Source organism: Paenibacillus sp. FSL H8-0048 (genome assembly GCF_038002825.1).
GTDB lineage: Bacteria > Bacillota > Bacilli > Paenibacillales > Paenibacillaceae > Paenibacillus_AQ.
In genome coordinates, this window is the sequence record NZ_JBBODF010000001.1 from 4,071,204 (window position 1) to 4,095,566 (window position 24,363).

The following is a 24,363-nucleotide window of genomic DNA, read 5'->3' on the forward strand; positions in this document are numbered from 1 at the left end:
AAATAGAAGGATAATTTATCATGTGAAACATATGAATTCTTATATTTGAACCGCAAGTCTTGTTACCCGGACCTAATCCTATGCCTGCCATCATTCCTGCCTCTGCCCTAACCCTAAGACTCCTTATCCTCAGCCTGTCCGGGATAACGTCCCATCAGCAGCTTCGCCCGGTATTCCCCGGGAGAGATGCCCTCCAGCTCCTTGAATACCCGCGCGAACTGCTTGCTGTTCTCAAAGCCGACGGACTCGGAGACGGAGGCCAGCTTGACCCGGTTATCGGCCAGCAGCTCTTTGGCGTGGCCGATGCGGACTTTTTTGAGATACAGCACGAAGCTCTCCCCGGTATAAGCCTTGAACGCCTCACTGAAATAAGAATAGTTGAGAGACACGTAATTACTGACCATCGCCATGTTCAGCGGGCGGGCGTAGTTCGCTTCGATATAGGCCATGGCTTCCTCCATATCGGCATGCTCAGTATGAGCAGATTTGATGCCTATAATATAATCGTTAACGCTTAGAAGCAGATGCTCCAGCGCACGGTAATAGTCGTGGAAATGGCGGAAATTATGCAGGTTGCCCACTTGGCGGTAGAGCTTCAGTACCTCCACCGAAGCTTCGCCGTGTGTACGGAACACCTCATCCAATACACGTTCATTCATACTCCGCCCTACATTCTCCAGGTAACTCAGATCCAGCCTCAGCAGATGCTCCGTCTGGAAAATAACCCCAAGCAGCGCCTTGATCTCCTTCTCCCGCCCGGTTCCCAGCATATTGAGCAGCTTGCGCAGCTCCTCCTCCGGGAGCGGGAAGCTCAGCCGTCCGGCCTGAATATCCGCATAGTCCACGAAGCTGGCCTGCGGCGACAGGAAGGTGTATTGCAGCGCCCGGCAAGCCTCCAGATAACAGGTACGGAACTGGTCGGCGCTGCGGCTCTCCCTGCTGATTCCGAGCAGCAGCCGCGTAAGCTCCTTGGACTCTGCCTTCCTGGCCAGCTCCAGGAAGCTCTCCCCCTCTCCGACAAGCACCAGCTTGCCGTCCCCGTCTGTCAGAATCTCCGTGAATTTGTGCTCCAGCGGTCCGCTCAGCTGCTCCAGCAGCCCTTGCACTTCTGCCGGCTTCATCCGTGTACCGTCACTGTGATGATAGTTCAGCACCCCTACTGTAAAAGGCAGCGTCAGCCCCGCAAGCTCCTCCTGCTGGGCCGCCGATACCTCGCCCTCCTGCTGCATCAGCAGACTGCGCAGACGGGCCGCCCGCAGCTCGCGGCGGTAGCCCTCTGTTTCCTGCAGCTGCTTATGGCTGCTGGATTCCCGCTCCGCCACTTCCTTGGCTATGCGTTCGAGAATCTCGAACAGCTCCTCGCGGCGGATCGGCTTCAGCAGATAGTCCTTGACGCGGTAGCGGATCGCGCTTTTGGCATATTCGAAATCATCATGACCGCTGAGAATAATGACAGCCGGAGCTCCGCCCGCCCCTGCTTCCGCAGACAGCCGCGCCAACAGCGTAATCCCGTCCATGATCGGCATCCGGATATCCGTAATAATCACATCCTGCCGTTCCCGCTTGTACTGCTCCAGTGCCTCTGCACCGTTTCCTGCCATCGATATATTGTAGACCGACGGATATTCCCGTTCGATCATCGCCTTCAGACCTTGACGGATCATTCTCTCATCATCCACAATCATCAGATTTGTCATCGCTGATTATCCCCCGTCAATAGAACTTTGGGCAGAGACATATACACCGCTGTCCACTTCCCTGCTTCGCTCTGCACTTCCAGTCCATAGGCTTCCCCGTAAAAGAGCTGCAGCCGCTGATGCACATTGCGCAGCCCGACGCCTCCCGCCTTATATCCGCCGCTGCTGATCCCGGAGGCGTCCGCTCCAGGCTCCTCCTTCGCATAAATCGCCTCATGCAGCTCTACCAGCTGCTCCTGCGTCAGCCCCAGCCCATTATCGCGCAGGACAATGAAGATATCCCCCTCCGCCTCTGTAAGCTCGATCTTCACAATCCGGTCCGTTAACTCCACGCCGTCTGCATTCCAGGCATGCTTCACGCTGTTCTCAACAATCGGCTGCAATGACATCTTAAGCACCTCCACTTCCAGATAAGCGCTGTCAATATGAAGCTCCAATTGAATGGTGTGTTCGAACCTGATATTCATGACCTCTATATAATTCTCGATGTGGCGAAGCTCGTCTCTCAGCTTCACATATTCCCCGGTCCACTTGAAATTATAACGCATCATCCCGCCCAGCCGGGTCAGTGCATCCGAGATGGTCCGCTGGTTCTCAATTTCGGCCAGCATCTTGATATTCTCCAGCGTATTGTAGAGGAAATGGGCATCGATCTGATTATGCAGCGTCCGCAGCTCCGCTTCCTTGGACAGCGCCTGCTTATAGACCGCCTGGGCAACCAGCGTATTGATCGTATTCATGAGCTTGGAGAAATGATGCGCCAGCTCTCCGACCTCCCCGCCCCCGCTGACCTTAATACTGCCATACGGCTCGCCCCGGCGTACCTTCTTCATCGTCTCTGTCAGGCGGCGGAGATTCTTCAGAATGAATGCATTCAGCACATACGTAATCGCCGTAACCAGGAAAATAAAACCGATATTCACCCCGATAATCAAATTGCGGGTCCGCGAAATATCCTTCATCAGGCCTTTCATCGAGACCACCGTGACCAGGGAGGCATCAATCTGCTCCACCGGTGCCTGAATCAGCAGGTACGAATTCCCATTCTCCTTGTAATCCATCTCCCATTCCCCGGTCTTGCGGTAGACAGCCAGCCGCTCCTTAATCGCTGCGCTCAGCCCGGAATCAGTGGTCAGGAAGGAGTTGTCGGTACGCGTGAACAGATTCAGCGCATCATCGACAATGACCATCTGGGATTCGTTATCCTGCACAGAGGTATAAGTCTTGGGCGTGAACTTGCTCAGCAGCATATCCACCTGGACCATCCCGATATGATTCCCTGCCGGAATACTGATTTCCCGCAGCACGGATACCTTCGGCTGACCTTGCCCGCCTCCCCCCGAGGAGCGCTGCATCAGATCGATGTCCGTATTCTGAAAGGACCAGAGATTCCGCCTTCCTTCCAGCTTCATGGCCTGCTGGAACCAGGGCTCCATCGACACCCGGGATTCACGGAAAATAACCGGCCATATCTCATACACATTCGGACTGGCAGAGAACAGATAGAGATGCTCGATATTCGGATTGTTGAACTGAATCTGGCTGAAATTCAAAAAGGTAGTCGTATTGAAATCAATCAGCTCACGCAGGGTTGGATCATCCTCACTGATCAGGTAATCCCGCACACTTTTATCGCTATACGCCATCTGAAGCGCCCGTTCCATGGCCTCAATCTGGTTGAGTACATGCATTCTCTCCATTTGCAGCAGATAGCTGTTCTTCTCAATTGAATCCCGCATATAGGTGTTGTTGATTTCCTTATACGAATAGAAGGACACCAGCAGGCTGGGTCCCAGAATAATGAAGATATAGGCCGCAATCAGCCGGCTCTGCAGTGACCTCCGCCCCCACCAGTAGTGGAAGGAGTGCCATAACGCCCCTGTTCTCTCTCGCATGCTCACCTCTTGAAAATAACCCAAAAGCCCGCAGTCGCGGGCATTTGGGTCTGATATTTAAAAACTTACATTCCGAGTTTTTTCTTGTTCTCTTCATATTTCGTCTGGCGGTAGGCATCGAAGGTCGCTTGGCCTTCCTTTTCCTTCTTCGCAATATATTCCGTCCAGATCTTGTCGAATTCCGCATCGGAATCAGCCATCAGCAGCTTCGGCATCGTTTTGCCGCGGAGCTGTTTCAGCTTGGTAGCGATAATGCCTTCCGGTGAGTTACCCGTAGGATCGATTAACTGGAACTCCGAAGTATTGATCGACTTGCCTTTGGTCCAGTCTTCCAGTTGCTTGAACGGCTCAACCGATTCCGGCTTCCACTGGTCGGTAATATTCGTATTTTGCAGCATCCAGAAGGTGAAGGAAGAGCCGTATTGCTTATCGAAGGCTGCACGGTCGGAGTTCATGAGCTTATTCGCTTCAGGCAGGAACTGGTCCTTACCGTCAATTGTATCATAGCTGACCCCTTTTTCGCCCAGATAAAGATCCTTGTTGCCTTCTTCACTGTTCAGATAGCTGAGGAATTTGATCGCACGCGCCTTATCCTTAACATCCTTCGAGATCAGGGTTACGGTCCAGCCGGAGATCCCGGGGCCGTTCAGTGCAGGCTGATCCATCTTGGTGTTAGCCGGACCGTCTACTGCAATGTACACCTGCTCAGGGTTCTTCTGGAAAATCGTTCCGAGCTGGGAAGCAAAGTCTGTACGTTGATAGAGCATTGCGAAGTAGCGGCCCTGTACGATTTTCTCTTCCATTTGAGCACGCTTGTCAATGAAGATATCCTTCGCGAGCAAGCCGTCCTGGTTCGCCTGGCGGAGGGTCTTCATCCAGCGGACATACTCAGGGTCTGTCTCACGGTCATAGACCTTGCCGTCTTTTTCCCAAGGAATGTTCAGGAAGTTCTGAATGTAGCCTTCAAGGGAATCATTGCCGTTCTCGGTGAACTCATGCAGACCCAGCGGAATCAGCGGCTGCCCGTTCACTTCAGGGAATTTCTCCTGGGCTGCCTTCAGAGCGCCGAGGAAGCCTTCAGGTGTGCGCATATCCGGGCTGCCGATCGCTTCATAGATATCCTTGCGGACAGCGAAGGTCTGGTTCGAAATATAAGTATCACCATATTTTTCGTAGTCGGCAGGAGAAGAGGAGGAGTTAGGATAGCCGTAGACGTTACCGTCCGGCTGTGTGTACCAGCCCAGCTTATCTTTATCCGAGACCTTGAAGAAGTACGGGTCATATTCCTCAGCCAGCTTGTTCAGCGGAAGCACCAGCTCGCCTTCCACCATTTTTTTGATCGCATCTTCCCAGTAGCCGAGGGTGATGAAGTCAGGCAGCTTGCCGGAAGCAATCAGCGTATTCAGCTTTTCATTCTCATTGCCGGCAGGAACGATGAAGTTCACGTTAACGCCGGTCTTTTTCGTAATATATTGCGAAGTCGGGTCAACGCCCCACTTGTTGGCGAACCAGGCAAAGTTCAGGTACCAGTCGAAGGTGATTGGTGAAGTATCGCTTTTCCAGCCCGGCTCATCTGCATTCAGTGCAGGTGCTGCTGTTTCTGTGGCTGGTGCTTTGGTAGCTTCCGCATTCGCCGGTGTGTTGCTCCCTGCTGCGTTATTGCTGCTGGAGCAGCCTGCCGCCAAGGAGGTCAGCATTAGTCCTGCAAGCAGGAGACCCATTTTTTTTGGCTTATGTTTCATGCCCATTTGTTTACCCCTTTTCTAGAAAATAATAATTATAAGCTCAACCCCGTTGCCCATAAGACACCCGGGCGCTGGAGGAGTTACCTGATAACACGCAGATCATCAGCCCTTGATGGAGCCGATCATCATGCCTTTGACGAAATAACGCTGCAGGAACGGATAGACGAATACGATAGGCAGTGTAGTGACAACCATGGTTGCCAGCTTGATGGACTGGGACGTTACGGATCTTGTTGCCGCGTTACCCTGGACAGCCACCATCATGGTATTGGAGCTGGACTGGGCGACTACACGGAACAGATACGTCTGAATCGGCTGCAGATCCACATTGTTGATATAGATAATTCCGGCAAAATAATCATTCCATTGATACACGCCGTGGAACAGCGCAATGGTAGCAATGACCGGCATGGAGACCGGAAGGATAATCCGCAGGAAGATGGACCAGTCGTTGGCCCCGTCAATCCGGGCTGCTTCCTCCAGACCCTCGGGGATCTCCCGGAAGAAGGTCATGAAGATAATGAGATCGAAGAAGCTGAACATCACCGGAATGATATAGACCAGGAAGTTATCCAGCAGATGAAGGTCGCGGTTCAGCAGGAAGGTCGGAATCAGACCGCCGTTGAAGAACAGCGTAATGGTCCCGATCAGGATGTAGATTTTGCCGCCTACCAGATCCCTGCGGGATAAAGCATACGCCACCATTGCGGTGAAGAATACATGGACAGCGACACCAAGCACGGTCTTGGCTACCGTAATCCCCATGGCGAGCATAATGCCGGGACTTGCGAATACCGCCTCGAAATTCTTCAGCGTGATCATCCGCGGCCACCAGTAGATGCCGCCCAGCATGGCGTCGTTCCCGTCATTGAAGGAATTGACCAGCACATACCAGATCGGATACAGCGTCAGGAAGCAGACGCAGAGCATGACCAGATTATTGACGATATCAAAGATGGCTTCACCTTTGGTTTTACGTTTTAGAGCGAACATATATAGGTCCTCCTTGTCCTAGAACAGCGACGTGTCGTTGATTTTTTTGGATACCTGGTTGGCAATCAGAAGCAGAATCAGTGCTATGACCGCTTTGACCAGGGTGACCGCCGCAGAATAGGAGAAGCGGTTGGAGACAATACCCGTCTGATAGATATAGTAGTCAATTACATTAGAAGCACTGTCATTGAGCGAGTTCCGCAGGACCAGAATCTGGTCGAAGTTGGAATTCAGCACCCCGCTGACGGCCAGAACGAACAGAATGCTGATCGTTGCCCGGATTGCCGGCAGTGTGACAAACCACATTTTCTGGAAGCGTCCCGCTCCGTCAATCGTTGCCGCTTCATACATTTCCGGAGATACGCCGGCAATGGCCGCGAGATAGATAATGGCGGACCAGCCAAGCTCCTTCCAGATGTCGGAAGTAATAATAATGGTCCAGAAGTAACTGGGCTCAGCCAGATAGGTAATCGGCTTGTCAATCAGATTGAGCGCAAGCAGAATATTATTGATAATCCCTACATCAGCCAGCCAGGTAGCCAGAATCCCGCCAAGCACAACCCAGGACAGGAAATGCGGCAGATAGGAGATCGTCTGAATAGCCTTCTTGTACCTTATGGAACGGACCTCATTGAGGAACAGAGCGAATATGATCGGCAGCGGAAAACCGATGAACAGCTTGATTAAGCTGATGCCAAGCGTATTGCGGATGACATTCGGCAGATCCTCGTCAGCGAACAGCTCCCTGAAATGCTCCAGCCCTACCCATGGGGCTTCGGCAATCGACTTGACGATGTTATATTCCTTGAAGGAAATAATCAAGCCATAAATCGGGATGTAGTTGAATATAATCATCCAGACTACGCCGAGCAGGGCCATGGTCTGCAAATGACGCTGGGCTACAAACTTCCTCCACAGAGTGTTTTTGCGACCTGAACCGGTTTCGATTGACGCCGGAATGAGCGGCCCCATGGCCGGATTCGGCTTGGTGTTACGTTTGTTCTCCATCGTATGGACCTCCAAAATACCTATCTTTATTGTGAAGCGTTTTCATCTCTATGTATGTATTGTATGCGTTTTAGGTATATGGTTAAAGGCCTCATTTTTCGTATTTAGGGGCTCATTTTTCGGCTTGGAGCGTTCTTCTGAACTCCCCAAGCCGGGGCCAGTTACACATGCAGAACCGCATGCTCCTCCGATAGTACAATATAATCACCGATCACACCGTCCTCGTAGGCAGGCTTGCGCGGCTGGCCGTTACCGAGCGGCGGCAGATCCTGATGGTATTTGTAGAAAATAAGCCGGGACCGCATGCCTTCCTGCGTCAGCTCAAGCCGCAGCTCCTCATCCGTCAGCTGGACAGCGGACACCACGCTCCCCGTTACTTTTGCCGTCAGCTCATCCCAGTTCTCTTCCTCAGGCTCCCCTGCCCAGCTGGATAACCACGGCCGGTGGCTCCCGTTATATCTCAGGTGGCATTCAATCACTCTCCCATCCAGCAGAATATATTGGCCCGATGCCCAGACGGCATACACAAGATACTGCCTAATGCCCTCCTTCTCCAGCAACAATCCGAAGAACCCGGGACCGCCCATGCCATAGGTTCCCAGATGGGCAGAGAATCCCACGGCCCTGCTGCCCAGCAGCGAGTCCGTGTCCATCTCCGCAAGGGTCCGGGGTCTGGCGGTCATCATCGCCTCGCCTTCTTCCGCCTCATAGTGGAAATCCCTGAACGCAGGTTCCTCCAACCAGCCCTTCGACTCCCACGCCTCCCGCTGCGCGGCCGGAACAATTATAGAGTATTTCTCAATCAGTCCCATCTTAAGCTCGCTCATTCCTTCATCCTGCTCCTCTCCTGTTAACAGACGTATACCCATTATTATAAACTAACTTTGGGCCTGGTGAATTTGCGCCTAAGTAGGAGTCTGCGCCAGCCTGCACTCCTCCACACCCGCCCATTGTAATCGGTTTTTCGATTACATTTGGCCACGGACCATCCTGCGAGCCTATTGTGATCGGTTTTTCGATTACATTTGGCCCGCACACCCTCCGCCCGCCCAATGTGATCGGTTTTTCGATTACATTTGGCCCGCACACCCTCCGCCCGCCCATTGTAATCGGTTTTTCGATTACATTGGGTCCGCACACCCTCCGCCCGCCTATTGTGATCGGTTTTTCGATTACATTGGGCCCGCACACCCTCCGCCCGCCCATTGTAATCGGTTTTTCGATTACATTTGGCCCGCACACCCTCCGCCCGCCCAATGTGATCGGTTTTTCGATTACATTGGGCCACGGACCATCCTGCGAGCCGATTGTGTTCGGTTTTTCGCATACGTACCAGACAAACAGAAAGGAGGCCCCCAAGGACCTCCTCTCCATACATTCTATAACCGTTAGTCCATCACCGCACGGATCGCGGCAATCTCCCCGCGCCGCAAGGCCTCGGCATCTGCGCCGCGCAGCAAGCCGCCGGATACACTCCGTTCCTCGCCGCTGCGGAATTCCAGCTTCATCTGCTGGATAACCGCCTTGCTGTCGCCGAAGGTATCCGCATGACGCGGATTCACATAGGTCACTTCCGTGCTGCCCAGCAGCTTGAAGGAGACCTCTCCCTGCCCGTCGAACAGCCAGCCGGGAAGGGCCGGATGCAGCGCGAGGGTTAGTTTGCCATCCTCCATAGCGAAGAGGCTGCTGCCTGCCATCATCGTTCTCCACATGCTCAGGAACTCGGCCGTGGAGCCGCTCAGCCGGGCCACAAATCCCCGTCCGTGTGTATGCGGGTCAGGGTTGCCGCCTGTAGAGATGAACGACGAATTCTCCAGCGTACTGCGTCCGTAGACCTCAGGGTCAAGGAACGGAATCAGCGACGTTCTCAGCTCACTGTAGAATTCTTCATACAGCCCCGCCTTCAGCAGCTCAAGCAAGTATTTATAGGACATGTGCAGGAAGTTCGATTCCCGCTCCTGCCAGCCTGCGGTGAACGCCCGGATGCGTCCGATCTCATGCCCCTCTTCCTCCAGCGATACCGAAGTGCGGTACATCGAGGTGACCGGATCGAACAGCCCGCTCTGCTTCACCCGGCTGTATATATCCTTGGCCGTCTCAAGATCATCTAGAGTTTTGAGCCAGCGGGTCGGACCTTCGAGGAAATACGGCAGCGCCGAAGCCTCGAATTCCTCTACGACGGCCTTCGGCAGTCCATAGCCGCTGATGACCGGCTCGCCGGCAGCATCCGTAACCGGCCGGAAGCGCGTAGCCTCGAAACGGAAATAGGTTGGCACCAGGCCGCCGCCCATCTCCACCGCACGCAATATCCCCTGATCCGTCTTGCGCAGCCACTGCTCCAGCATGCCGCGTATCACCGTAAGGGCAACATCACGGGTCTCGCCTGTAATCCCGAAGCGGATCTCCGCCCGGTAAGCCTCACGCGCCGAGGCAACGCGGTCCCAATACAGGAAATCAGCCAGCGAGCCGTCCAGCACCTCTGTTACAGCCTGGCCTACCTGTGTCAGCAGCCCCGCCATTTCCACTGGAAGCGCCACTGCGGAAGGAAGCCCGGCACTGTTCTCCAGCGCTTCCGCCATGAAGACCAGCATGCGCTTCAGCTCCAGCGTCTCGCTCATCCCCGAGCCGATCAGGCCCGGCAGCCCGTTCATTGCATCGTTCCAGCCCGGCTTGTTCGCCTCCATCTCCACACCCATACCGTACGGATCAAGCGTGGCGAATTTGTTCAGGGCAAGCGATAGCATTTTCACAAACAGACTGGTCCGGTAGATCTCCCCGTGCCCGCCTTGCGTGCGCAGCCACTCGGTGTCGGATGCCTTTCGCTTCAGCTTGTGCAGCTTCTCCTCGTCCTCCAGCAGAGCTCCGAACTGCCGCACCTTGCCGCCGCTGATCACATACTTCTCGCTGCGCGGCAGGACATAGGCCGGAGAATCGTAGAACGCATACGTCTCATCCCCGAACAGCAGCTCCGCAAGGCGCTCAGGATAAATATCCAGATATCCTTCCACCAGGTCCAGGTTATACGTCCAGTGATCCGACCAGAACCCCTCGCCGAAGGCGGCTTCAATGTTCTGCTGCGACAACGCAAGCACCCCGCTGAGGAATTCCTGCTCGCTCAGGGTTAACGCAATCTGCTGATCGGCAATATAGTTAATCAGACTGCCTGCGGTGAAGCGTCCAGCCAAGAGCTGCGTAAGTCCCGCATGCTGCTCCGCAAGCGCCCCGGACAGCCAGGTCTTAAGCTGCTCTTCCGCACCCGGCAGAATCTCGAAGCTGGTGCCCTGTACACTGAGCGGATTGTAGCCGTCTGCCTGAATGAGGCTATAGAACATTTTGATATTGAAGCTGCCCACCTTGGGATGGAAAAAGACGTCGTTGCGGCGGTTCTGGTTCATATCGCGGAAGTTCCCGTTCCCCTGCGAATAATATTCGGGGGCCAGCGAGAAGAAGTTATAATCCCGTTCCATATCGCCATGCTTGCGGGAGTAGAGATGGACGACGAAGCCCTCTTCTCCATTGTCAAAGATAAACGGATACCCCCCGCGCAGGAAATTGTCGAGATAAGACTGGCGGCAATACGCGTCGAAGACCGGCGAGGATGTCCGGGTAGCGATATCGGCAGTTAACTCCTCGGTCAGCGCAGCGGCTTCAAGGGACTTGGCGGCAAAATACTCCTCACGGCACAGCTCCGCCGTCCGTTCATTAATCCGGGCAATATCATTCACATGCCCGATGATGGTATTCAGCTTCAGCGAAGCCCCCGGAGCCAGGGTCCGGGCTGTGCCGCTGAAGCCGCACGGCACCTTGTTGACCGGATATTGCGCCTGTGCCAGCAGTTCTGCCAGCGGATGCGCCGCAAAGCGGTCGGGATAGGTCAGTGAAGTATTCCCGCCAAAGATCACCTCATAGTCTACCAGCGGGCGGAGCAGCTCCCCTTCCGCTGTGGAGGAGAGATAGAAATGCCCGCTCTCGATCTTACCGATTTCGGCATCGTCATTCGTGCCGGAGCGCAGCTTGTAGAACGGGATTCCGTTTTCCAGGTTGAACACATCCATCCAGCTGCGGAGCAGGTTCCCCATCTCCTTATAGTTGCCGTTCTCCACCCCGAACGGAAGTACCTCCGGCAGACCGTCCAGCAGTTCCAGCTCAAGTTCGGCTCCGCCGATGTTCTCAATCTCCACCTGGCGGACCAGCGCGGCATAATCATCGCCCGGAAGGTTGAAGTAGTGGACCGTTGTCTTCAGTCCATGTCCGGGATGCGTCTCCTCAATGGTTAATCCGTTGGGCAGAATGGTCATGATCCGCTTGGCTTCAGGGTCCGGGCGGGCCGATTGGAACGGTTCATAGATCTCTGCTGCCCCCTTCAGCTTGATGAAGGTACGGAAGCCGGTCGATGTTACATTCTTGTAGGAGATATTGGCCGGCGAGAACTCCATGATCGGCGAGTTTTTGTCCCGCACGCCGAAGCTGCTGATCCCTTGGCCGCGGTTCACATAGAACGTCCACATCGGGATTCCCTTCAGTCCGGCCAGGCCGGGCAGGAAGCTGGCGAACGGCTTACCTTCGTGGAACTGCTCAATAATAAATTTCCCTGAATCAAAAGTATAATGGCTCATCTTTACTCCTCCTAAAATATCTATGAATACTTATGTGCCTCCGCTTCATCGATCTGCTATAGCAACCAATGCTTAAGTGCGGAGCTTGCTTATGGGATTTAACTTGCAGGGCAATTGCATTACATACAACAGAAGGTGCTATTCTCTGCCCCGTACACCATTCTGTTGTATTTCGTACACCAGATTTCCAGGTTACAGCCCAAAAACGCCCCTTCCGCCACATTCTGCTGTACAAAGTACATTAGATTACTCATTTCGGCATAATCAGCGTTCATCTAGTGTACAAAGTACAACAGTTCATACAGCCACAGGAAGGGATTGCTCGTAGATTCAAAGATGCGAGTGTGGTAAGCGGCGCAGGTAAGAAGTGCACAGGTATGTGACACAGGTGCGATGTGATAGCACTGGTGCTATACACTGGTGCAGCCACCGCTCCCACCCTCCACTCCTCCTTTTCACAAGCCCGCAGGCCTAAGCCTGTGTAATCACATGGGTCGCAATAGAGTGCGCAGGCAGCGTGCATTCGGCGATTTCAGCGCCCAGTCCCAGCGTCAGCGTACGGGCTTCCCCGCCTTCGTTCATCAGCACCACAGCAAGGCTGCCATCCGGATTGCGGAACGCTGCCGACAGCACCTCTGCCGCTGCCGAGTCCAGGCCGATCCGCACCGCACCCGGAGCAATAAATTTGCTGAAATGCCCGATGTAGTAATACGAGCTGTTGTAGTGGACCTCGTCCGTAGCTGTATCCGCAATCACCGGAGCATCGCAGAGATTGCCCACATGGTTCGGCCCGCCCGTCTCATCCAGCACCAGATTCCAATCCAGATAGCCTTCGGTCCAGGCATTCAGATCACCGATCATATTGCGGCCGTAGCGCTCGCCCGTGAACCATTCGCCTAGACGCACGCCACCCTCCTGGCAGCCTTCCGTGAAGAGAATATGCTTATCCGGGAAAAGCTCATGCACCTGCTCCACCTTCCCGAACTCCTCGCCGCCGTACCAGTGGATACCGGTCCCCCAGACATACTTGGCAGCCTCCGGGTCCGACAGAATCGGGGTCACGCGCTCAACCATAATGTCGCGGTTATGATCCCAGATCACGATGTTCACATCGTCCATTCCGGCTTCGTGCATCACGGGGCCGAGGTGGTTTTTGACAAAATCACACTCTTCCTCAGCACTATACACACAGGAATCCCAGGTCTGCACCGCTGCCGGCTCATTCTGCACAGAGACCGCCCAGACCGGAACGCCTTCCTTGCGGTAAGCCTCGATGAATTTGGTGTAATACCGAGCCCAGACCTGCGCATACTCCGGCTTCAGTGAGCCGCCGTTGTTCATCTCTCCGTTGGTCTTCATCCAGGCAGGCGGGCTCCACGGGGAGGCCAGCATGGTGAACGGTCCGCCCCGCACCTCCATGGCATCCTTAATCAGCGGCAGAACCCACTTATGATCACGCGAGATATCGAAGGTCTTAAGCTCCGTATCCCCATCCTCCACATACGTATAATTACCGAGTGCAAAGTCGCAGCTATGAATATGCACACGGCCCATACTGTAATTCAGCCCGTCCACCGGGTCGAAATACCGCCGGATGACCTCTGTGCGCTTCGCGGGACTCATCCGGGACAAGGTATACGCCGCTGCTTCTGTGAATGCGCCGCCAAAACCAATAATGGTCTGATACGCCTGCTCCGGCCGCAGCACGATATCTGCTTTTGCCGCGGCGCCCTCTGCACTAAACTGAATGCCTTCCTTGGGACTCAGGCGATCCCCTGTATCTTTGGCGGTCACTACGGTTTGTACTGTTGTCATGTTCATCGCTCCTTTATTATTTTGGCCAAGCGGCATCAGGGACGAAAGAAATCGAAACCGGTTTCGATTTTGCCGAAAAAAAAGGTATTCCTGAATGAACGCATCTTCATCACATGCGCGGCGGTGCGCAGGAATCCCTCACGATAATCTCTACAGGCAGCACAAGTGCTTCCTGAGCCGTACCTGGACCGTTCATAGATGCCAGCAGCAGCTCCGCCGCCCGGGTCCCCAGAAGTTCGGTGTTCTGGCGCACAGTGGTCAGCGCAGGCGTGACGTATCCGGCAAGCTCAATGTCGTCATAGCCCATCACCGAGACATCCTCCGGTACCGCAAGCCCCTGATCCTTAGCCGCCATCACCGCACCCAAGGCCAGCAAGTCACCCGAAGCAAAAACAGCCGTCGGCCGCTCCGGCAGCGCCAGCAGACGCTTCATTGCACCATAACCATTCTCCAGCGCGTAGAAGGCTCCCTCTGCCACATATTCATCCGGCACCTCAAGTCCCTGCTGCTCCATCGCCGTTCTGTACCCCAGCTCCCGCTGCTGTCCCGGATAGGTGTTCCCGCCTCCAGAGATGTGGGCAATCCGGCGGTGTCCAAGACTGACCAGATACTCCACAGCCTGCAGGGCACCGGTCATGTTATCCGAGCAGACGGTATGCGACAGCTCTGTCTCGAAATCGAGCACCACGGTCGGAATATCACTCTCCAGCAGCTCCCGGAAATACGGGTCATCGTAATCGGAGAGGAATACTACCACCCCGTCGACGCCGCGAATCCGGCAGTTCTCCAGATATCCGCTCTGTTTGCCGCCGACATCCTTCGAGATGAACATGAGGGCATAGCCCTTGGCTACGGCAACCTGCTTGAAGCTCTCAATCACTGCGCTGAAAAAAGGATGGCGGATCCCCGCCCCCGTATTCTCCACAAACAGCACACCGATGGTCCAGGATTTCTTGGTCGTCAGTGTACGTGCATGCGCATTGGGAAGATACCCCATCTCCCGGGCGGTACGCAGAATCTCCTCACGCGTCTTCTCCCGCACATCGGAATAGTTATTGAACGCCTTGGACACTGTGGTTGGCGAGTAGCCGGTCCTTTTGGCAATGTCGTATATTGTGGTCATTTCCGGTTCACTCCCGCAGCTCAATGAAAGCCCTTTTATGTTCACTGACATTCTAACTTCTTTCGGCACAGCCGTCCAGCATAAAATATCCTTGGACCTCAGGCAGCAGCGTCACAGTCTGAATCCGCAGCCCAGTTCACCCTCCGATAAATCCGCATGATGTGCCTGCCTGTGTGAATGTCTGCGGTTTACGCTATACTAGTATCAATTAGGACAACTACTGAATCATTTATCATTCACAATACAGAAAGGATTGGACGGTTGCGGCTTAAGGCTGCTTCTGCCAAGTACACTTATGACTGAGACGACAACTCTACCTCCATCCAAAAAATGCGCGTACTGCCACCAGCTTAAGCCGCTCGCTGAATTCCGCAGGCGCACAGGCAAGCGCGCCAAGGGCTTGTCCCGGCGCGGAGCCTGCCGGGAATGCCGCAAGCTCCGCGAGGCCGAGGCTTCCTTGCCGCCGGTGCGGGCAAGCCTAGAGCCTGCCCTGCCGGAGCGCCAGGCCGGACCGGCCGGTCCCCTCAAGCGGGACAAAGGGCCGGCCGCTGTCTCCGGGGCAGCTGCTCCCGGGAAGACACAGCCGCCCATGGGCCAGCCACGGCAAGCCGCCCGGCCGGAACGTACCCGGGACGCCAGAGGCAGCGCGGGCGCGGCCGGCCTTAAGGGCAAGCCACGGCCCCGCCATGCCGCCGAGACCGGGCGCAGCCTTCCACAGCAGCGCGGGCCGAAGCCCGATCCGCAGGATGCCTCTGCCCTGATCCCTTCGGCCAAGGGCATGATTCTCATGCGCGGACACAGCGATAAAGGCCGCCGCTGGCATCAGGAGATCGACCTTGAGCTTGCCGTGACGCTGGTCAAGGAGCATGCGGCCGTCGTCGTGAACCGGCGTACGATCCGCCGCTTGTACAGCAACAAGGACTTCCGCGTCTATATTTTGACGAGGGACCGCTATACCTGTTATTTCTGCGGCCAATACGGGGATACCATCGACCATCTGCTTCCCCGCGCCAAGGGCGGGCATACTACGCCGGATAACTGCGTCTGCGCCTGCAATTTATGCAATCAGACGAAGGCCGACCAGTCGGTGGAGCAATTCATGAGCCGGTAATGTTCTTGACCCGTCCAACCTGGCCGTCCGAGAGCCGCACCTTGATCCCGTGCGGATGGCGGGGCGAGTTGGTCAGGATGTCTTTCACTGTGCCGTGCGTGAGCTTGCCGGTCGCCTGATCCTGCTTCAGCACGATGTCTACTTGAATGCCGGGGCGGATATCCGCTCTTACTTGTCCGTTCATAATACACTCTCCTTCCGTTAATATTTGCGTAATATATCGTCTACTTACTCTTACAGATAAGGATGAATAGCCATGGCTTTTGGAATCAACCGGGCGGAATTAACCCGCTGGAAACAGGCCGTCTCCGCAGGGGAAATTGCATTCCTGACCCATTACTGGATCGATAAACGATACCCTGAGATCACAACAGTCACCAAGGTGGGCTGCAGCGATCTGCCCCGCCTGCGGGAGTGGTGCAGGAAGCACGGTCTCCCGGCGCGGTATATTCATAACCGCCAGCCGTTCCCCCACTTCGACCTCATGGGCCCGAAGCAGGCAGAGATTCTCCGGCAGGAGGGCCTATGGGAGCACCTGGAACGTTTCCGCATGCTCTGAATTCAACGACAGACTGCGGAGCGCCTGTGACCGGTCGGTTATTTCGGGTTCCGCAGATCCTTCATAATCCGGCGGCCGGTCGGGGTCTGGGCCAGCCCGCCTCCGGCCGTCTCCCGGTGCTTCTCAGGCATCGCAGAGCCGACCTCCAGCATAACCTTAATCACTTCATCGGACGGAATCACGCTGCGGACGCCGGCCAAGGCCATATCCGCCGCTGCAAGCGCCGTAACGGCACCGAAGCCGTTGCGGACAATGCATGGAATCTCCACGAGTCCGCCTACCGGATCACAGATCAGCCCCAGTGTATTTTTGAGCGCGAGACCTACCGCATGTACAGCCTGTGCCGGAGTCCCGCCGCGCATCTCGGTCAACGCTCCTGCGGCCATGCCGATCGCTGAACCCACCTCGGCCTGACAGCCGCCCTCCGCACCCGATACAAAAGAATTATTAGCAATAACATACCCTATCGCTCCGGCCGCGAACAAACCGGAAACCATATAGTCATCGTCCCAGCCGAAGCGCTCCTGACAGCTCAGGAACACACCGGGGATAATTCCGCACGAGCCGGCAGTCGGTGTCGCAATAATCCGGCCCATAGAGGCGTTCACTTCAGAGACGGCAAGGGCATACGCCATCGCCTGGCCTGCCGGCCCCCCGAGACAAGGCTCTTCCGCTGCATTATAGGCGGCCACCCGCTGGGCATCCAGGCCTGTCAGGCCGCTGCGTGAGGTGGTGTCTTCGGTCATGCCGCGCTGCACCGCTTCCTTCATCACCCCGTAATACTCGCGCATGGTGGCGAACTCCTGCTCCTTGGAACGGCCGGATTCGGCGCTCTGCTCCTCAAGCATCAGAGCGCCGATCCCAAGCTCCCGCTCCCCGCATAGTACAGCCAGCTGGCTGAGTGTTTGAAAATTCATGTTGTGATGTCCTTCCCCTTCTGTGTCTGTTCTTGTCTATTGCCGTTCAAATCGACTACCTTGACGCTCTTCACTGCCGGAAGCGCCCGCAGCTTCTCCAGCAGCTCCGCCGTGGCTGACTCATCCAGCTCCAGCACCGTCAAGGCCGCCCCGCTGCGGTTCTTCCGGTCGAGTGACATATGTCCAATATTGAACTGTCCCTCCCGCATGACATCCGTAACACTGGCCAGCACACCCAGATAATCCATATGCTGAATAAGTACCGTCGGGTACATGCCGGTCAGCTTCACACTGAAGCCGTCAATATCCACAATCTCAATATTGCCGCCGCCGATGGATGTGCCGGTAAGGGTCATCTCCGTCCCGCTCTCCCTGCCTGTAAGACGCAGACGGACCGTATTGGGATGGGGAAACAGCCCCGTTCCCTGACCGAAGGAGATACTCATCCCGGCTTCGGCCGCAAGCTCAATGGAATCCGGCAGCCGGTGGTCGTCCGTGGCGAAGTCAAGCAGCCCCCCGGCGATCGCCCGGTCTGTCCCGTGTCCCTGATAAGTCGCGGCAAAAGAACCGAAGAACGTAACCTCGGCCTCTCCCGGCAGCTCACCAAGCACCTGCCTTGCCGCCCGTCCGATCCGCGCGGCTCCCGCTGTATGAGAACTGGAAGGCCCGACCATGGCCGGACCTATAATTGAGAATACATCTTTAAATCTCATAGTTCTGGTCTCCCGCTATCTAAATTCGGCCATGTACAGCGAATGATGTATTGATGTACATCTGTTCATTATACAGCACCTATATATTATACTGCGTCCGCACCAAAGCTACACTATTACATGAATTGTGATCTATTATCCGCTGTTCTTTTATTTTGAGAAAAGCAATAGCCCGTCCCGCTCCTGCCAGCCGATACCTGTCCAGAAGCTGCGGCCAAGGGCATTATCTTCGATCACCATGAGATGGCATTTCGTTATGCCCGCTTCCCGCAGTTCCGCGAGGCAACGCCTCACCAGCTCACGGCCTGTACCGCTTCCCCGGCTGCCACTGTCGACTGCCACATGATACATATAGCCTCTGCGTCCGTCATGCCCGCACATCGCTGTGCCCATAAGGGTGCCGTCCTCCTTCACGCACACCTGGCTGATCCCCGGATTCCGCTCCAGATAACGGATAATATGCTCACGCGAGTCGGCTTCACTGAGACCCATTCCGTCCGTATTCTCCCATAACCGGTAAGCCGCCTCGTAATCGTCCCCTGTCATTGCTCTATATATCATGCATTCTCCCCCATTTCTATGTTAATGACTCCGCTTCACGCCGCACGCTTTTCTGGGCGCATGCATACCCATATACGGAAGAGATGAGCCAGCAAGGAGGAGTAACCCCCGATCAACCCTGTGTATGACTATTCGTCCACCAAAGGCGCTATCGTCTCCTTCACCCGTTCTCTCGCCTTGTCCCTCGCCGCCAGCGGCATCCGCGTCAACAGCGTAGCTCCCGGTCCGGTCTGGACGCCCTGATTCCTGCCAGCTTCTCTGCGGAGGAGGTCAGTGTCTTCGGCACAGAGATTCCGTTCAAGCGTGCGGCACAGCCTTACGAACTGGCAGGAGCCTATGTGTACCTGGCCAGCGGCGATGCTTCTTATGTAACCCGCACCTGCATTCATGTTAACGGCGGGGACATGGTTGCCAGTTGATCTATGTCCAGGCTTCAGCCGGTCACTCCGGCCGTGTTCATCCCCCACCCCGAAAGGATGTATAGCGATGAATCAACACAACGATTTCAACCTGCCTTCTGTCCGCCTGAATGCGGGCATGTACGCTCTAGCTAAGCTGTCGGCCGCCGGATTGACCTTCATCCTGCTCTCCCTGTTCATGCTGATCCATGGCTATGAGAACGGAATTCCGTCCGGCTGGCCGGTATCGGTGCCTTATGCCATCTACGCCTACGGCCTGCCGGCTGCCATCCTGGCCGATGCGCTGCTGCGCATGTTCCGCTCCACCTCGCTCAGCCCGGCGCTGGCCCTGTACGCCATTGCCGGCTATGGCGCCGGCCTGTGGCTCGCTGCGGAGCAGGGCGGCGACGCCCTCGTCTCCGGCCTTACCGGACTCGCAATCCTGCTGCTGTTCCGCATCGCCCAGATCGCGGGCGAACGCTTCCCGATCCTGCTTCCCTTCTTCGCCCTGTTCATTCCGCTGGTCTATCTGGTTCTATTCTGACCTGGACGGTTTCAGGGGAGGCGGGGTACTGGGCTGGAGAGCGGGTAAGGCTCGGATAGCCGGAGGGCTGGTATACCAGCTAGGGCTGTAACATTGAGTAGGCTGGTATCCAGGCTAACGGAGTAAAGTAACCTCTAAATTTATAGATTGGCTCAGTAAGAGGACACCACAGACTATTGTGTTCGGTTTTTCGCATACGTTGGGCCCGATGACCTCGCGCGGGCAAATTGTGTTCGGTTTAATACGAAAATAAAAGTACCGGAAAATGCGCAGCAGAACGGGTTTTGACAAAAAAAGACCCACCGCCCCAAAAAAACGTTTCGTTTTTTTTGAAAAAGGGAAGACTATTGGATAGGATTTAATTGCACGCTATATCCTAACTGCTGGATATAGTTCACGTACCTATCTAACGTGTTTTTCTTGGACGTCTCATCGCCTAGTGAGACGTCTATTTCTTGGTATGACCTCTTCTCCCGCATCAGGGCATGGAGGATTCGAATCAGCAAATGCGCGGTGGCGACGTTTGCTTTTTTATCGCCTCTTCTCTTACGTATTCGTCGAAAAAATTGGCCGATCCGGTTCGAGGAGCGAGAGTTCGCCCAAGCCGCCTGACACAAGGCCCCTTTCAGATGCTTGTTCCCTTGCATCGTTTTTGACTTTCTTCGCTTTCCCGCGCTTTCGTTGTTCCCTGGACACACCCCCGCCCATGATGCAAACTGCGCATCACTCGGGAACATTTCCGCGACATGCGGCCCCACTTCGGCAAAGATGGTCACGGCAGACGTCCGCTCAATTCCTGGAATGGAGTCAATTTGTTCAATCACCTCCAGGTACGGTTCTGCCTTCGCCTCGATTCGAGCTTCCAGCTCCGTGATCCTTTTCTCCAAATAGACCAAGTGGTCCCAGTGGTCTCGAATCATCTCGCGGTGATGACGGCGCAACTTGCCATTGAGCGCGTCTAGCAACTGCGGAACTTTCTTTTTCAAACGGGTTTTGACCAGGTTTTTAACGGTCCCTTCGTCGATGACCTCGCCGTCCATGATCTTCTGGAGCAGGCCCCGTCCCGAAACCCCATATAGATCGGACATAAAGGTGGTTAGCTTAATGTTGGCATCCTGCAGGATTTTGTGAATGCGGTTTTTCTCCGCCGTCACCGCCTGCACCATCTTACTCCGGTAACGGGTCAAGTCTCGCAAATCCCGGATGTCTTGTTCGGGCACCATACTGCCTTCAATGAGCCCGCAACGGTGCAATTGCGCTAACCAGCGCGCATCTTGCATGTCACTTTTTCGACCCGGCGTATTCTTTACCCGCTGGGCGTTGGCCAAGACCAGATCACAACTGCCCTCTAAGATGTTCCATACCGGTTTCCATAACACGCCCGTACTCTCCATCACCACCTCCCGACAGCCTTGTTCACTCAGCCAATCTTGCAGGCCTAGCAATTCTTTGGTTGTCGTCCCAAAGGTTTTCAGGTGACATTGGGGTTTCTGTTCGATCGGTCCTTTCAACACGCAGGCCACAACGGTTTCCTGGTGCACGTCCAGACCGGCGCAACACATACGTACAGCATCCATTCCAATCATCCTCCATCGTCAGCTTACAAATCATGCGCTCGAGTGAGTGTAATTTAATACACGTACTTTTGGGGGCTACAATAGGCGATGCTCGAAAAGCGCAATAGAACAGTTTTTCGCACGGGGTGTATCCCAGTAACCGTTTCCGCCCTTTGATTTGTATATGTAGTGTTGACGACTACAGCCTCTTTTAGAATGGATGCGACGGATGCCACCCACTTATTTTCATTCCTGGGGGTGACAAGGTCTCTGTCTTGTCATGCCTGTTTTTCGCATACATTGGGTTCAATTACCTCGCGCGGACAAATTGTGTTCGGTTTTTCGCATACGTTGGGCTCGGTGAACTTCCTCAAGCACAGCGTGTTAACTCCTATCCTCCGGCTCATTGCGCGCTATTGTATGCCCGCAGCAAACAATTGGACAAATGTGTCTTAATTCATCCGCTTCTGCCGATTACAGGCAAGCAGGTGGAAAAACTACAACTAATAGAGTTAGTTTCGCCGCCTGGGGTGAAACGCGCTAAATTAAGTGCCGTTTATCCAGCTAACGTCCCGCCAGCGCTCATCCGCTCATCAGCAGGTGGACAATATCCACCTATTATCCGCTAAAGCAGACAGCAGACTAATATAAACTTTGACCTCGAAGCAGGGCCGTGCGCCAGAGCGAGCACGAGCTTGAATTTGTTAAAGGGATGTTGGTTGGAGACATCAAGCTGGTGCTTACACTTACAGCGCTTCGATAATATCACCGGCGATCAGGGCGGCAGGATGGTCCCGCTTCCGGGCGGCGCGTTCTCCGGCCAGCCCATGCAAATATACTCCGAATGCTGCGGCCTGATCCGCTTCCAGACCCTGGGCCAGCAGACCGGAGATGATGCCCGTCAGCACATCTCCCGCACCGCCGGTTCCCATACCGGGATGCCCGGTGATGTTAATATAGGCCTGCCCTTCAGGCGTTGCTATTACGGTATGGGCTCCTTTGAGTACAAGGATTACCCCATGCTGAACTGCGTAAGACAATGCCAGCCCGATCCGGTCCCGCTGCACCTCTGCTGCAGATATCCCCGCCAGACGGGCCATCTCGCCTGGATGAGGAGTCAGAATAACCGGATGTCGGCGGCTCCAGCTCCGGTAATCGGCATCTGCCAGTATATTCAGCGCATCCGCATCGATAACCATAGGACCCTCCGTCTCCTCCCACAGTCTGCGGAGCCACTCCGTATCTCCTTCGAACCGGCCCAGGCCGGGGCCGATGGCTGTACAATCGCGGCTGGTGCTCAGCCGCAGCACTTCAGCGGTTGTACCTGCGTTCCACTCCCCGTCACCTCCGGTGACCGGGGCCAGCATCAGCTCCGGTACAGAACCGATCACATAGGGCAGCAGCTTCTCCGGCAGCGCCCAGGTTACCAGCCCGCAGCCTGCACGTAGTGCAGCGCGGGCAGACAACAGACCTGCGCCGCTCATGCGCAGGCTTCCTGCTGCAAGCAGGACATGCCCGTAGGTGCCCTTGTGGCCCTCGGGCGAACGGCGGCGCGCCAGGTCAACCTTCAGGCGCGCCGTCAGTACTTCCGGCGTCAGCAGGCTGACTCGGACGCCGCCCTCCCGGGCAAGGGCAGCGGGTATGCCGATGGAGCGGACCACGACCCGCCCGGCGGCCTCTGCGCCGGGATATTGCAGCAGCCCCCGCTTCAGGAACGCGAGGCAGACGGTCACTGACGCATGAATGCAGGGCTCATGCGTCTCCCCCGTGTCCGCATCCAGCCCGCTGGGGATGTCCGCGGACACAATGGCTCTGCCGCTGGCGTTCGCAGCGGCAATCAGCTCCGCATAGGCACCGCGCGGCGCTCCCGCGCTGCCTGTGCCGAGCAGCGCATCCACGATGCCGCTGCATGCGGCAAGGTCCAGGGCATTCCTGCCGTAGACTACGGCAGGAATGCCCATGGCTGCAGCGGCATCACGCTGCAGCGCGGCTTCACCGGCCAGCGACTCCGGCGCGGCCGCGTACACCAGCGTGACGGCGATGCCCGCCTCACGCAGGTGCCGGGCGGCGGCGAGGCCATCGCCGCCGTTGTTGCCCTTGCCGGCGAGGACGAGCCAATGCTCTCCGCCGGCACCGGCAAGCGTCAGCGCTGCATCTACGCTGACGGAGAAGCCCGCAGCGCCGAAGCCTGGCGCCCTACGCCCGCTTGACGCATCTGCTGTGCCACCGGTTGCTCCCGTTCCGCTACTCCACACTCCATCTCCAACCGTGCCGAACCCATCATTCTGTGCACCATCAACAATCGCTCCCGTTCCGTCCAACCGCATTCCACCTCCTGGTATTACCGCTCCGCTACTCCGCACTCCACCTCCAGCGGCACTGAACCCGTCACTCCATGCACCATCAACACTCACTCCCGCTCCCGCCCCAGCCACGCCTGCCCCGTTCCACCGTGCTTCATTACTCCCCGCTTGACCATCAACTGCACCCGCTCCAGTACTCAGTGCTTCACCACCAGCCGATCTTGTTCCACCACGTTGCACTTCGCTACCCAGCACTCCCGCTTTAATGCTCCATACTCCGCCACCAACCGCTCCCGCACCAGCGCACCACGCCCCGCCGCCAGCCACACCAGCTACGCCTGCCCGGCGGCGGCATAGGCCGATGACCTCCTCGGCAATGGCCCGTCCGGCATTTTCCATCAGAGCGATGGCCGGGATGCCCAGCCGCTCAATCGTGTCGCGGTCAAGTTCCCGCATCTCCTCCGCTGTCACTACATCCATGGGTCCAGACCTCCTTCATAGTTGCTTCGATTGTACTAAGTCCCGTTTCAGCAAGCAAATAACCAAGGCAGCCCATGGCGGCCAATCAGTGACGAGTAACAATCTGCTTAAACAGCAAAAAGTCCTCCCGCTACGAAGAGGACCTCTATGTTAGATAGGTAATGACCCCCACTATGTAGTCCTGAGGATCAAATAAGCATAGTTGCATTTCATACACCTAAAAACACTAAAAGCAAAGCCCGCCTCTTCTAGCTGTAGTTTGTACAACTAAATCTGCCCGATTGGGGAGAATCCCGGCACATAGGGATTTTTAAATGTACAAACTACAA

The 24,363-nt window shown here is 55.7% G+C and carries 18 protein-coding genes and 1 pseudogene; 4 read left to right on the forward strand and 15 right to left on the reverse strand.

The features are described 5' to 3' along the window. Positions 1–113: 113 nt before the first annotated feature. The 9 genes from NSU18_RS17240 to NSU18_RS17280 form a co-directional block, all read right to left on the reverse strand. Positions 114–1,697 (reverse strand): response regulator transcription factor, encoded by a 1,584-nt coding sequence (locus NSU18_RS17240; RefSeq protein WP_341014925.1) that lies wholly within the window; start codon positions 1,695–1,697, stop codon positions 114–116. Continuing rightward, positions 1,694–3,592: a cache domain-containing sensor histidine kinase gene (locus tag NSU18_RS17245; RefSeq protein WP_341014926.1), complete on the reverse strand. Its 1,899-nt coding sequence runs from the start codon at positions 3,590–3,592 to the stop codon at positions 1,694–1,696. The genes NSU18_RS17240 and NSU18_RS17245 overlap by 4 nt, the downstream gene beginning before the upstream one ends. 65 nt (positions 3,593–3,657) lie before the next feature. Continuing rightward, a complete protein-coding gene (locus NSU18_RS17250) occupies positions 3,658–5,340 on the reverse strand; it encodes an extracellular solute-binding protein (protein WP_341014928.1) in 1,683 nt (560 codons plus the stop codon). Positions 5,341–5,439: 99 nt separating this feature from the next. Then, positions 5,440–6,330 carry a carbohydrate ABC transporter permease gene (locus tag NSU18_RS17255; protein WP_340757437.1) on the reverse strand — a complete coding sequence of 297 codons (891 nt, stop codon included), beginning with the start codon at positions 6,328–6,330 and terminating at the stop codon, positions 5,440–5,442. An 18-nt stretch (positions 6,331–6,348) separates the two neighbouring features. Further along, positions 6,349–7,338 (reverse strand): ABC transporter permease, encoded by a 990-nt coding sequence (locus tag NSU18_RS17260; RefSeq protein ID WP_341014930.1) that lies wholly within the window; start codon positions 7,336–7,338, stop codon positions 6,349–6,351. 161 nt (positions 7,339–7,499) lie between these two features. Next, positions 7,500–8,165, reverse strand: a complete 666-nt coding sequence (locus tag NSU18_RS17265) for a hypothetical protein (protein WP_341149631.1) — start codon at positions 8,163–8,165, stop codon at positions 7,500–7,502. Between the two features lie 561 nt (positions 8,166–8,726). Next, positions 8,727–11,954: a cellobiose phosphorylase gene (locus NSU18_RS17270; protein ID WP_341149632.1), complete on the reverse strand. Its 3,228-nt coding sequence runs from the start codon at positions 11,952–11,954 to the stop codon at positions 8,727–8,729. Between the two features lie 471 nt (positions 11,955–12,425). Beyond that, a complete protein-coding gene (locus NSU18_RS17275; protein WP_341149633.1) occupies positions 12,426–13,769 on the reverse strand; it encodes a glycoside hydrolase family 30 protein in 1,344 nt (447 codons plus the stop codon). Positions 13,770–13,878: 109 nt separating this feature from the next. Then, positions 13,879–14,892, reverse strand: coding sequence for a LacI family DNA-binding transcriptional regulator (locus NSU18_RS17280; protein ID WP_341014939.1), 1,014 nt, complete (start codon positions 14,890–14,892; stop codon positions 13,879–13,881). Positions 14,893–15,187: 295 nt separating this feature from the next. Between NSU18_RS17280 and NSU18_RS17285 the strand changes: the two genes are divergently transcribed. Beyond that, positions 15,188–16,003: an HNH endonuclease gene (locus NSU18_RS17285; RefSeq protein ID WP_341149634.1), complete on the forward strand. Its 816-nt coding sequence runs from the start codon at positions 15,188–15,190 to the stop codon at positions 16,001–16,003. Here the strand turns inward: NSU18_RS17285 and NSU18_RS17290 are convergent. Then, positions 15,990–16,187 carry a YwbE family protein gene (locus NSU18_RS17290; protein WP_036732721.1) on the reverse strand — a complete coding sequence of 66 codons (198 nt, stop codon included), beginning with the start codon at positions 16,185–16,187 and terminating at the stop codon, positions 15,990–15,992. The two genes, NSU18_RS17285 and NSU18_RS17290, sit on opposite strands and share 14 nt — an antisense overlap. A gap of 72 nt (positions 16,188–16,259) precedes the next feature. Between NSU18_RS17290 and NSU18_RS17295 the strand changes: the two genes are divergently transcribed. Continuing rightward, positions 16,260–16,562 (forward strand): hypothetical protein, encoded by a 303-nt coding sequence (locus tag NSU18_RS17295; RefSeq protein ID WP_209877347.1) that lies wholly within the window; start codon positions 16,260–16,262, stop codon positions 16,560–16,562. 38 nt (positions 16,563–16,600) lie between these two features. On the opposite strand, the gene sdaAA is transcribed toward NSU18_RS17295, so the two are convergent. From sdaAA to NSU18_RS17310, 3 genes are all read right to left on the reverse strand, one after another. After that, positions 16,601–17,479: an L-serine ammonia-lyase, iron-sulfur-dependent, subunit alpha gene (sdaAA, locus tag NSU18_RS17300; protein ID WP_341014942.1), complete on the reverse strand. Its 879-nt coding sequence runs from the start codon at positions 17,477–17,479 to the stop codon at positions 16,601–16,603. Beyond that, positions 17,476–18,192, reverse strand: coding sequence for an L-serine ammonia-lyase, iron-sulfur-dependent subunit beta (gene sdaAB / locus NSU18_RS17305; RefSeq protein WP_341014944.1), 717 nt, complete (start codon positions 18,190–18,192; stop codon positions 17,476–17,478). The genes sdaAA and sdaAB overlap by 4 nt, the downstream gene beginning before the upstream one ends. A 150-nt stretch (positions 18,193–18,342) precedes the next feature. Then, on the reverse strand, positions 18,343–18,753 hold the full coding sequence (locus NSU18_RS17310; RefSeq protein ID WP_341014945.1) for a GNAT family N-acetyltransferase: 411 nt from the start codon (positions 18,751–18,753) through the stop codon (positions 18,343–18,345). 126 nt (positions 18,754–18,879) lie between these two features. Between NSU18_RS17310 and NSU18_RS17315 the strand changes: the two are divergent. Next, positions 18,880–19,172: pseudogene (locus NSU18_RS17315) on the forward strand (SDR family oxidoreductase); the annotation flags it as partial. Positions 19,173–19,239: 67 nt separating this feature from the next. After that, positions 19,240–19,695, forward strand: coding sequence for a hypothetical protein (locus tag NSU18_RS17320; RefSeq protein WP_341014947.1), 456 nt, complete (start codon positions 19,240–19,242; stop codon positions 19,693–19,695). Positions 19,696–20,039: 344 nt separating this feature from the next. Here the strand turns inward: NSU18_RS17320 and NSU18_RS17325 are convergent, their stop codons facing one another. Both NSU18_RS17325 and NSU18_RS17330 read right to left on the reverse strand, forming a co-directional pair. Next, positions 20,040–21,272, reverse strand: coding sequence for an IS110 family transposase (locus tag NSU18_RS17325; RefSeq protein ID WP_341148273.1), 1,233 nt, complete (start codon positions 21,270–21,272; stop codon positions 20,040–20,042). Positions 21,273–21,997: 725 nt separating this feature from the next. Further along, the gene (locus NSU18_RS17330; protein WP_341149635.1) at positions 21,998–24,034 is read right to left on the reverse strand and encodes an NAD(P)H-hydrate dehydratase; all 2,037 of its coding nucleotides are present in this window, start codon (positions 24,032–24,034) and stop codon (positions 21,998–22,000) included. Positions 24,035–24,363 lie beyond the last annotated feature (329 nt).